The organism is Chromobacterium sp. S0633 (genome assembly GCF_024158805.1).
Taxonomy (GTDB): domain Bacteria; phylum Pseudomonadota; class Gammaproteobacteria; order Burkholderiales; family Chromobacteriaceae; genus Chromobacterium.
Genome location: NZ_JAMZGH010000122.1, coordinates 1 through 701 on the forward strand (window position 1 = coordinate 1; position 701 = coordinate 701).

Genomic DNA, 701 nt, shown 5'->3' on the forward strand with positions numbered 1-701 from the left:
TTGTCGTCGGGGCTGAGGTCGGTGGTGACGCTGCTCAGCCGGTTCTGCTCGTCGTAGCCGTAGCGGGTGCGGGTCAGGGTCTTGTTCTGCTCGCCGTCGCGGTACACGCTGCGCAGCTGGCTCAGATGGCCCTGGGCGTCGTAGTCGATGAACAGCGTCTCGCCGTCGGCGCTGCGCAGGCTGACGATGCGGCCGGCGCCGTCGTAGCCCAGCGCGACGGTCTGGCCGTCGCGGCTTTGCACTTGCTGCAGCCGGCCGGCGCCGTCGTAACGCTCCTGGCTCTGGCTGTCGCCGTCGGTCCAGATCCAGGCCTGGCCGTCCCAGCGCACGGTGTCTTCGGCCCCGGCGCCGCCTTGCGCCAGGTAGAGGCCGCGCGCCGCGTCGTAGCGGTACAGGGTGTCGCTGCCGTCCTCGGCCTGACGGCGCAGCTGCGAGCCGGCGCTGCCCGGGGCGCCGCTGAAGTCGAACAGCTGGCGGCTGTAGCCCAGGCGCCAGTTGCCGGCGTCGCCGCCCTGCCCCTGGCTGTTGTAGGTGCGGACCAGCTGGATCGGCAGCCCGTTGCCGGCGAGGAATTCGTCGCGGCGCTGCAGCACCAGATTGCCGTTGCCGGCGTTGACGTAGACCCGTTCGCCGCCGCGGCCGAAGGCGGCCTCGCCCAACTGACCCTGCCCGCCCAAGGCCGCCAACGAACTGTTCTGCAA

General features: G+C 71.5%; 1 protein-coding gene. It reads right to left on the bottom strand.

Annotation, left to right across the window (positions count from 1 at the left end):
• A partial coding sequence (locus NK214_RS24890) for an RHS repeat domain-containing protein (RefSeq protein ID WP_253315807.1) occupies positions 1–701 on the bottom strand: 701 nt, incomplete at both ends.